7 protein-coding genes are annotated in these 7882 nt (G+C 57.0%); 4 read left to right on the top strand and 3 right to left on the bottom strand.

Features of this window, described 5'->3' with window-relative positions:
- Positions 1–3 precede the first annotated feature (3 nt).
- Both PQR53_RS28700 and PQR53_RS28695 read left to right on the top strand, forming a co-directional pair.
- A complete protein-coding gene (locus tag PQR53_RS28700; protein ID WP_408461645.1) occupies positions 4–807 on the top strand; it encodes a TniQ family protein in 804 nt (267 codons plus the stop codon).
- 807 nt (positions 808–1614) lie between these two features.
- Entirely contained in the window at positions 1615–1770 is a 156-nt protein-coding gene (locus PQR53_RS28695; RefSeq protein WP_408461627.1) for a hypothetical protein, read from the top strand.
- A gap of 59 nt (positions 1771–1829) precedes the next feature.
- Here the strand turns inward: PQR53_RS28695 and PQR53_RS28690 are convergent, their stop codons facing one another.
- Complete coding sequence (locus tag PQR53_RS28690; RefSeq protein WP_408461624.1) at positions 1830–2951, bottom strand: hypothetical protein; 1122 nt, start codon at positions 2949–2951, stop codon at positions 1830–1832.
- Positions 2929–3288, bottom strand: coding sequence for a hypothetical protein (locus PQR53_RS28685; protein WP_408461621.1), 360 nt, complete (start codon positions 3286–3288; stop codon positions 2929–2931). The genes PQR53_RS28690 and PQR53_RS28685 overlap by 23 nt, the downstream gene beginning before the upstream one ends.
- Before the next feature lie 159 nt (positions 3289–3447).
- Between PQR53_RS28685 and PQR53_RS28680 the strand changes: the two genes are divergently transcribed.
- Positions 3448–6105, top strand: coding sequence for an AAA family ATPase (locus tag PQR53_RS28680; RefSeq protein ID WP_408461618.1), 2658 nt, complete (start codon positions 3448–3450; stop codon positions 6103–6105).
- A gap of 114 nt (positions 6106–6219) precedes the next feature.
- Here PQR53_RS28680 and PQR53_RS28675 read toward each other — a convergent pair whose 3' ends face one another.
- The gene (locus tag PQR53_RS28675; RefSeq protein WP_408461615.1) at positions 6220–6582 is read right to left on the bottom strand and encodes a helix-turn-helix domain-containing protein; all 363 of its coding nucleotides are present in this window, start codon (positions 6580–6582) and stop codon (positions 6220–6222) included.
- Between the two features lie 216 nt (positions 6583–6798).
- Here PQR53_RS28675 and PQR53_RS28670 point away from each other — a divergent pair, with 216 nt between their 5' ends.
- Positions 6799–7428 (top strand): hypothetical protein, encoded by a 630-nt coding sequence (locus tag PQR53_RS28670; RefSeq protein WP_408461612.1) that lies wholly within the window; start codon positions 6799–6801, stop codon positions 7426–7428.
- The last annotated feature ends 454 nt before the right edge of the window (positions 7429–7882 follow it).

Here is a 7882-nt window from a genome sequence, read left to right as displayed (position 1 = left end):
ATTGTGATCGCACCGGAGATTCATACGACTGAGTCGCCAGCCTCATGGATTCTGAGGATCTGTAGGATGCACGCGGTCAACTATCCCACCTTAATGAAAGCCTTCGGCTTACCCTGCTATGCCGATCCCGACGTCGCACTGGACGGACCAACACTCTGTCGCATCGGTGCCGGTACCGCAGTCGCGAGAAATGAAACGCTTCGTCTCGGCTCAATCTTCCGTTCCATCCGTGCGTGTCCGAGTCTAGGCGTCCTACTGCACAGAGACGAAAGTGGAACGCCGGCGTACAAGTTCTGCGACCACTGTCTCTCGTGTGACAAGCACCCATATCTGCGACTTGAGTGGCGTATCGCCGGCTTGAATACCTGCCTCATCCATCGCGTTCGCCTGAAAAGCCGATGCTGGTCCTGTTCGGCAACACTCCAATCCACAAGGACCCGCTTGAGCAGCCTCGGGGACGGGCGTACTCTCGCAAATTGTACGAAATGCCTGGTACATCTGCCTGATAGCAGAGTTGCGGACGAGGATGGGGAAGAACTGCAAGATAGTGATATCTCATTCCAGAAATCGCTCGTTGCAGCAGTATTGCGCGGGTATTTCTACGTAACGGGATGCGATATGCAGCTACCTCTGGGCTTCCTGGCGTGGCTGCTCGAAACGGGTCAATATAGACCAATGGCCCAACCCCAAATATCTGGCGAGCTAGAGCCACCACTTGTTGCGGCGGCTGTTCGAGGACTTTACAGCTCTTACATAGATCGATCTTTGCGGCGCGCTTGGTTCGCAGAAACCGCTGAATTTTCCTGATTGGTGAGAACGTGAACATCTTCCGGTGCAAACTCACAGTTGCGACGCAGATTGCATGGATGTTGCTTGAACGATTTCGCCCAGATCGGTCCACAAATGAAAATATGGGCAGTAATACGCCACGAGATTTGATTTGAAATGCTCCTTTTTCTCGACACTGAGTACACAGGGTTCGATAGTCCGACTCCCAGGCTGATCAGCCTGGGCATAGTGACGGAAGATGGACAGAGGGAATTCTATGTTGAACTCAAGGACACATGGACGGAAGCGGACTGCTCGGAATTTGTTAAGCGTGAAGTTCTGCCAGTCCTTGACGGAGACGCGGTCTCTTTAGAGCAGGCGCGCGCCCGACTGCTTGATTGGCTTGTCGCCTCTCCAAGGTCGGTAAGAGTCGCTTGTGACTCGCAGACCGACTTCCGGTTTCTGATGAAGCTCATTGGAGACACTATCCCACGCAATCTTGTGCCAACACCGTTTGATCTTCGTCCGTTGATCGATACCGTGGTGTATCACGAGGCCGTAATGAACTACTACGGTACAGACAATCGAGAACATCACGCACTAGTCGACGCTCGCGCCTATCGTAAGGGTTGGCTTGCCTGGATGGCCGCCAAACACAGACATTCACGCGTGAGTCAGCGATAACCTTTGTCGTTTTGACACATCTTCGGCCAACTACGGCCGCTCGATCCGGTCCTCAGGCGGCCATTCGAACGTCGGCATCATGCGGGTAGCGAGCCCCTCGCCACCACCGGTCTGCGACAGCCGATCCCCGCGATCTCACCAAAACCGACGCGCAGGCACGCTATGCGCTATTTCAGGTCCCGGTCGTCCACCGGGGGGGGACTCGTCTCGTTTTTCGGGCTTTACCTGCAACGCCCCGCCGAAGAAACGATGATGAGCTATCTGCAGGTGGTCGATGCCGTCAATCTCAGCCACCTCGCGCGAGATCAGGGCGGATGACCAGTCGTAGAGGGCAGAAACGCGTCACCGCATCCGAGTCGGCCATGAACCGCCGCAGATTAGAATTCGAGTTTCAGCCCGCGATCAATATCTCGCGCAAGTGCCTGCAATGACTGCAACAAGCTACCGTGCGCATCAATCAAGGTCGCGCTTTCGGTTTTTGCCAGCAGGACCGTGTCCACAAAAAAATACAGGGTATTCTTATCTGGGCTGATATAGCCATTGACGAAATCTATGTCGAGGACAGGCCCAAGCCCCCACGCTTTCTCCAGCCCGCAAAGGTAAGCGCCGCACTTTCCACTGGCGTGTTTTGCCTCTAGATCAGTTTTCAGTTCCTTAAAGCTGGTTTTGACAACATCTTTCAGGATCCCATCCTTCAAGAAATCACGGTGCGTATGCTTGATTTCGAAATACGAAAAGATCCGGTGCTCGTCCTCAAAGCTTTCCCTGTGGGTTGAAAGATAAGGCACGGCATTGTGCTTGAGAAAGTTGTTGATATCGATATAAATATTATTCCTGACGCCCGATCTGTTGGCGATATTGCAAAACAGAGGACGCATGTAGTGATAATATTTCTCTACTTTAGGATCGATCTGCAGTCGAGCTTCAGATGCGTGGTAAATGGGTTCAAACTGGCTACGCCCCAGCGCACCGTATTCATTCAGGGTGCGTGATATCGCTTCACCCAGAAAACCCATCCAGTATCCATGGCCGCCGGCCGCTGCGAGTTCCGGGTATTTTCCATTGAATACGTTTTTCAGCGTCTCGATTGTCGCCGTCGCTTTCTCCGACTTCTCAAGCGACGAACTTTCAATCAGAAATTTAGCGGCAAGGGGACGATATTGTATTTTTCTGATTTTCTCAACTGGAATCCCAATTTTCAGGGTGCAGCAGATGCAATAGTAGTCGATGAGCGATGCCATTGAATTTAACAGAGCATCAGAATAAGCCTGATTTAATATAGCATTCCCTTCGTCGATTGCTTTTTTCGGATGCAAATATTCACTGGAATACTGTCGATTGGTGATCTGTCGTTGGCGGTAGAGATGGTCAATTTTTTTGATCTGGTGTTGTATGTTTGCTTCAAGATCACTTACCAGTTCCAGTGAATTCATGGGTTCGAATGTTCGCATTTGAATACCATTGATAGTGCCTTCTTTATACCAAAGTTCCAGCCCCAATACCCTCCGGAATGACCGACAGAGCGTGTGAGGCGGTCACTAAAAATTTGCCGTCCGTCTGACATCTCGATCGGGACGACGCATGGGAAGTCTCGTTCAAGGAGCGACGCCGGGCCATTCCCGCCAGAAAGAAAAAACGCGGGTCCGAAGGCCCGCGTTCCTGCGGAAACGTGCTGACCCGTCTGCTCCCCGGGGTCAGCTCGCGGGCGACGCCGATAATCAGCGAGCGGCGCGATACCGACGATTGGACTTTGCCCAGGACGTCCACGCCGCCTCCGTAAGCAGCGAGGATCTCCAGCGGCAGGCCGTAGCCCGTGTCTTCGACCACAATGTCCATGAAGGGAACCCGCCATGCAAAATAGATCAGTCGGAGGGGAGTGGCGCTTCGAGCTATCGGCTATGTCGTGAAAAAGTCATAAGAAAGCTTTCGTCTCGCCGATGGCGCCCGCTGCGAAAGCTATACTCCGCGCACTAAATTACACGAGAGACACGGCTCATGATTTTCGCGCGCATCGCCGACTGGATCGAGACACAACAACCGTGGCTTTCTGACGCCGCCCGCCGTTTGGTCATAAACGGCCGGATTGACGACGCCGAGATCGGCGAGATCGTCGCCTTGGCGAAAGCGCACGCCGGCATCGATGATCCGGCCGGCCGTGTCGCACAACCCCTGACTCGCGATCTGCTGCCGGTCAGCGACGCCGCATCGAAACCGATCACCCTCTTGGCGCTGCGCAGCCTGCGTGGGGTCAACGCCATCGCCGCAGACCAGTCGATCCTCTTTTCGCCGATCGGCGTGACGGTCGTCTACGGAAACAACGGGGCGGGCAAATCGGGATACTCGCGCGTGTTGCGCAAGGCGTGCCGAGCGAGGGCGACGGGCGGGCTCATCTTGGGCGACGTTTTCGCTGATGCGGCGGGAGCGAATCCGACCGCTGAAATCCTTATTCAACGGGAGGGCGCCGCCGGCCCTGAAATGCTGGCTTGGCGGCAAGGCTCGCCGGCCCCTGCGGAGCTGGCGACGGTGGCCGTGTTCGACAGCCAATGCGCGCGCGCCTTCACCGACGCGGAGGGCGAGGTTGCATACACGCCGCGCGGCCTTGACGTGCTCGCGAAGCTGGCGACCCTGTGCGGCACGCTTCGCGCCCTGCTCGAACTGGAGATCAAAAGCATTTACGCGTCCGCCGCTTCCTTCGCTGACCTTCTGGGCGAGCATGCGGCAGGCCGCTCGCTGGCGGCATTCGAGAAACGCTCCCACCTTCCGGCGTATCGAAAGGAACTGGCGGCGCTGGCCACGCTGTCCGAAGCAGATGTCTCGGAATTGCAAAGATTAGCGAAGGAGCTTGCGGAGGCGAATCCCGCCGCGCGTGCGGCCGATTTTCGTGGCAAAAGGGCGCGTATTGATGGTCTGGCGACCCGATGGGAGCGGTGCGAGGCGGCGCTTTCCGATGAAAAGGCGGTAGCCGCGATTGGACATGGGGCGGCCGTTGTCGCTGCTGAAACGGCAGCCCGGCTTGCGGCGGAGGCTTTTGCAGCGGAGGGCGGCCTGTTGCCGGGCACCGGCTCAGATCCTTGGCGCGCGCTGCTGAGCGCCGCGCGGCATTATTCAACGACGTTGGCCTACCCGGAACATCATTTCCCGCTCGTTGATGGCAGCCGTTGCGTGCTGTGCCAGCAGGATCTCGCGGCCGCCGCGGCGGAGCGCATGCGACGCTTCGAGACGTTTGTCGAGCAAGAGGCACAAAAGCTCGCGGAGGCCGCTAAGCTCAAAGCCAGCGCCGCGTTTTCCTCCATCGCCTCGGTTGATGCGGCCGCCCTGCTGGCAGACCATGCACTTATGAACGAGATTGAGCAGGCTAAGCCAGGCGCGCGCGAAGCCCTGCAACAAGCGGGCGACAGTTTGTCGAACAGACAGGCCGCGCTCGCCGATGCTTGGGCGGCTAAGCGTTTCGACGCTGCGGTGCCGGCGATCGTTTCGCATTCCACTGTGCTCCGTGATTTGTCTCGCGCCATCGAGGAAGAGGCCGCGCGTTTTGACAAGCTCGCGGCAGAGGACGGGCGCAAAAAGAGCGAGCAAGCGCTCGCTGACTTGAAGTCGCGGCAAGCCCTCTCTGGAAGGCTCGCGCAGATTATCCAGATCGCGGATGACCTTGCGTTAAAGAAAAAGCTCCAAGCTGCTCATCGAGCGGCGGATTCGACTCCCGTTTCGAGAAAGATGAGCGCGCTTCACGCCGAAGCGTTGTCCGCCGACGCAGAAGCGGCTTTCGCGCGCGAGTGCGCCGCACTGGGCGTGGGCCACGTGCCGATCCGCAGCACTACGCGAATGGAACGAGGAAAGGCCAAGCAGCAGGTGAAGCTTGACACTTCTGGCGGCGAGCGCGTGGGCGAAGTCCTCAGCGAGGGCGAGCAGCGCGCGCTTGCGCTTGCCGCGTTCATGGCGGAAGTCTCACTGGTGGACGGGCATGGAGCAATCATCTTCGACGATCCCATGTCGTCGCTCGATCACGCGCATCGTGAAAAGGTCGCGCGTCGGCTTGTTCAAGAAGCGTCGAACCGGCAGGTGATTGTGTTTACTCACGACTTGCCTTTCGCGCTTCATTTGGCCGATGAGGCCAGCGTCCAAAAAGTTGAAGCGAGCGCGATGAGCGTGCGGCGTGTCAGGCAGCGCGCGGGACTCGTTTTTCCTGAGCTCCCGTTTGCCGGGATCAAGGTTAGCGAACGCTTGGAACGCATCAAGAAGATGGCAATGGAGGCCGACGGCCTTCTCGATGGCGGAGAAGTCGATCGAAGCGAGAATCTTGTCCGGACTGGATATGGTCGGTTGCGCGAGACCTGGGAGCGTGGGGTGGAGGAGACAATTCTGTGCGAGACGGTGGTGCGCTTTCGGCCCGGCGTGTCGACACAACGGCTCCGGGCCGTGACGCTGAGCGACGAGGAATATGTCGCGCTCCACGAGGCGATGGCGCGCTGCTCCCACTTCGCCGCGCATGACACCGCGGCGGATGCCGACGCGACCCCGCCGACACCGGATGAGCTTCGAGCAGACATCGAGGCGGCGAGAGTATTCTTCGCGGCCCGGAAGAAACTGAACGACGACACCGATCGACGCCGTCGGGAGCTTCTCGAACGTTCGGCGGCTTTCAAGCAGGCCTAGAAAAGCGGATCAGCGCGCTCCGGCTGCGCTGCCGCGGATCCACGTCGCTGAATAATTGGCTGCGATCTGTCAGGCGTCAGAATGCTTGCAGCGAATCGCGCATGAGCCGGCCCTTCATGGCGCGCTTTGTTGATTACTTCGCGCCCTTCGCGTTCGGTCTGCCTGCCGAAGCATAGTTTCATGGGCCGGGCTGAGGTCCAGCACTTCGACGATTTTGCGAACCAGCTCGTCGTCTTTTGGGAGTTTGGTTCCGCATTCCAGCGCTGAAATGTAAGCTTGGCGAAATCCCAGCAGCGCAGCAAACTCGCCTTGGGCCAGTTCGAGTTCAGCTCGCAATTGTCGCAGTGCAACAGAAAACCGACTCATGCTGTCCCGAGGAATTGCTTCAAAAAAGATAGGCGAATATTTCTCGATTTTCAAGATAAAATTGGGCAAATAATCGAGTTTTATCCTTACTAAGGCGATGGGTAACTTCAAAAATTGCTGTTGGAAGTAAATGTTAATCAGCCAATTCGCTGATTAAAATTTTGTTTCGGCTGTTTTTCTGTGGTTGGGGCGGGGGCGAACGAAAAGCGGTAGCATCGCCGGCCCTCGCTGTGTGCGCTGGTCAGCTATGTCATGCCGTAGCGCCGTGCTGATAACTGGCGGTTGCATGTTCACCAGGCATTACAATTTAAAACGGAGAGGGACGGTATGGAGTCGGCGGTAGATATCAAGTCGGGGAATACTGAAAGTGCTGCAGTGGCCGGCGAGCTGAAAGGGTGGAGTTTTGCGTACCCGACCGCAGTGTTTGGAGCTTTCACGGCTGCAATTGTTATTGGGTGTGCATACGATTTGTGGCGTCACCTCTTGCCCGAAACTTGGCGCGGAACATCGACTGGGATACTTGGAGGGACCATAGGTGCGATGGTGTTTGTCGCGTCTAGAATCATCGATCATGACAAGCTTCTGCTTAGTGGGCTGGGTAGAGGACCGGCGACCAAGGAGCACGTGGGTTACCTGCGGGGCCGCTTGCTATTTGGGGTGCCGTCTGGATTCGTACTGTCCGCAATAGTTGCGTCTTTTTTTCCGCATGTTTCCGATGCCTGTTTGACGGCGATTGGCATTGTCGGCGGCTTTTCCTGCACTCTTTTGCCGACAATGGCGGCAGCCGCTGACGCAGCGACCATGAAATATTTGGCCGGAAATAAGCGTGCCGCGCGCAATCCGAGTCAATCGAATGGTTCGCCTAGGAAACGCGTCGCAGGCGGATCGCGCAATCCGCGCGTCGTTGTTTCGTCCGCCAGAATGGCCGATCGAAGCGACAAGGCGCTCGGCAAATAAGCGGGTGTACTTCCATACGGAGCGGCGAGATGGGAGAGGCGCTTTTCTCCGTACCTCGGCGTCTTCCAATACAAGGTGAATTGCTTGCAGTTGTGCAATCGCTGGGTCCAAACCGGTCTCAGCGAATACTAACGGGTCTGCGTGCGTACAAAAGGGCAAGTCATCGACCGTTGCGATGATCCATCATCCATTGCAACACGCCCGCTTCAAATGTCTGGTGACGAGAATGTCGCGTGGGTATTGTTGACCTTAGGGTTGGTCTGCTCACGCTGTATTAGGGCGTTGGCGCGTCGCTACCGGTCCAAGAGCAGGAGGCCGCCCTGTGCTCACGTTGAAGGAGCCGCCGCCGTCCCCTTACTCGACCAGCATATCAGCCGCCTATACATACGATAACCGACGCCGTGCGCGTGCGAAAGGTCACGCCGACCACGCGCGCCGACTATTTGCGCGTGCG

This window comes from Paraburkholderia fungorum, from assembly GCF_046027605.1.
Classification (GTDB): domain Bacteria; phylum Pseudomonadota; class Gammaproteobacteria; order Burkholderiales; family Burkholderiaceae; genus Paraburkholderia; species Paraburkholderia fungorum_F.
The sequence above is the reverse complement of the archived record's forward strand: the minus strand, read 5'-3'. Positions and strand labels throughout refer to the sequence as shown.

What these genes read in the sequence shown, in the direction of transcription:
- PQR53_RS28680 (WP_408461618.1), top strand. Translation starts at nt 3,448, where the DNA reads ATGATTTTCGCGCGCATCGCCGACTGGATCGAGACACAACAACCGTGG.
- PQR53_RS28685 (WP_408461621.1), bottom strand. Translation starts at nt 3,288, where the DNA reads ATGGACATTGTGGTCGAAGACACGGGCTACGGCCTGCCGCTGGAGATC.
- PQR53_RS28695 (WP_408461627.1), top strand. Translation starts at nt 1,615, where the DNA reads ATGCGCTATTTCAGGTCCCGGTCGTCCACCGGGGGGGGACTCGTCTCG.
- PQR53_RS28670 (WP_408461612.1), top strand. Translation starts at nt 6,799, where the DNA reads ATGGAGTCGGCGGTAGATATCAAGTCGGGGAATACTGAAAGTGCTGCA.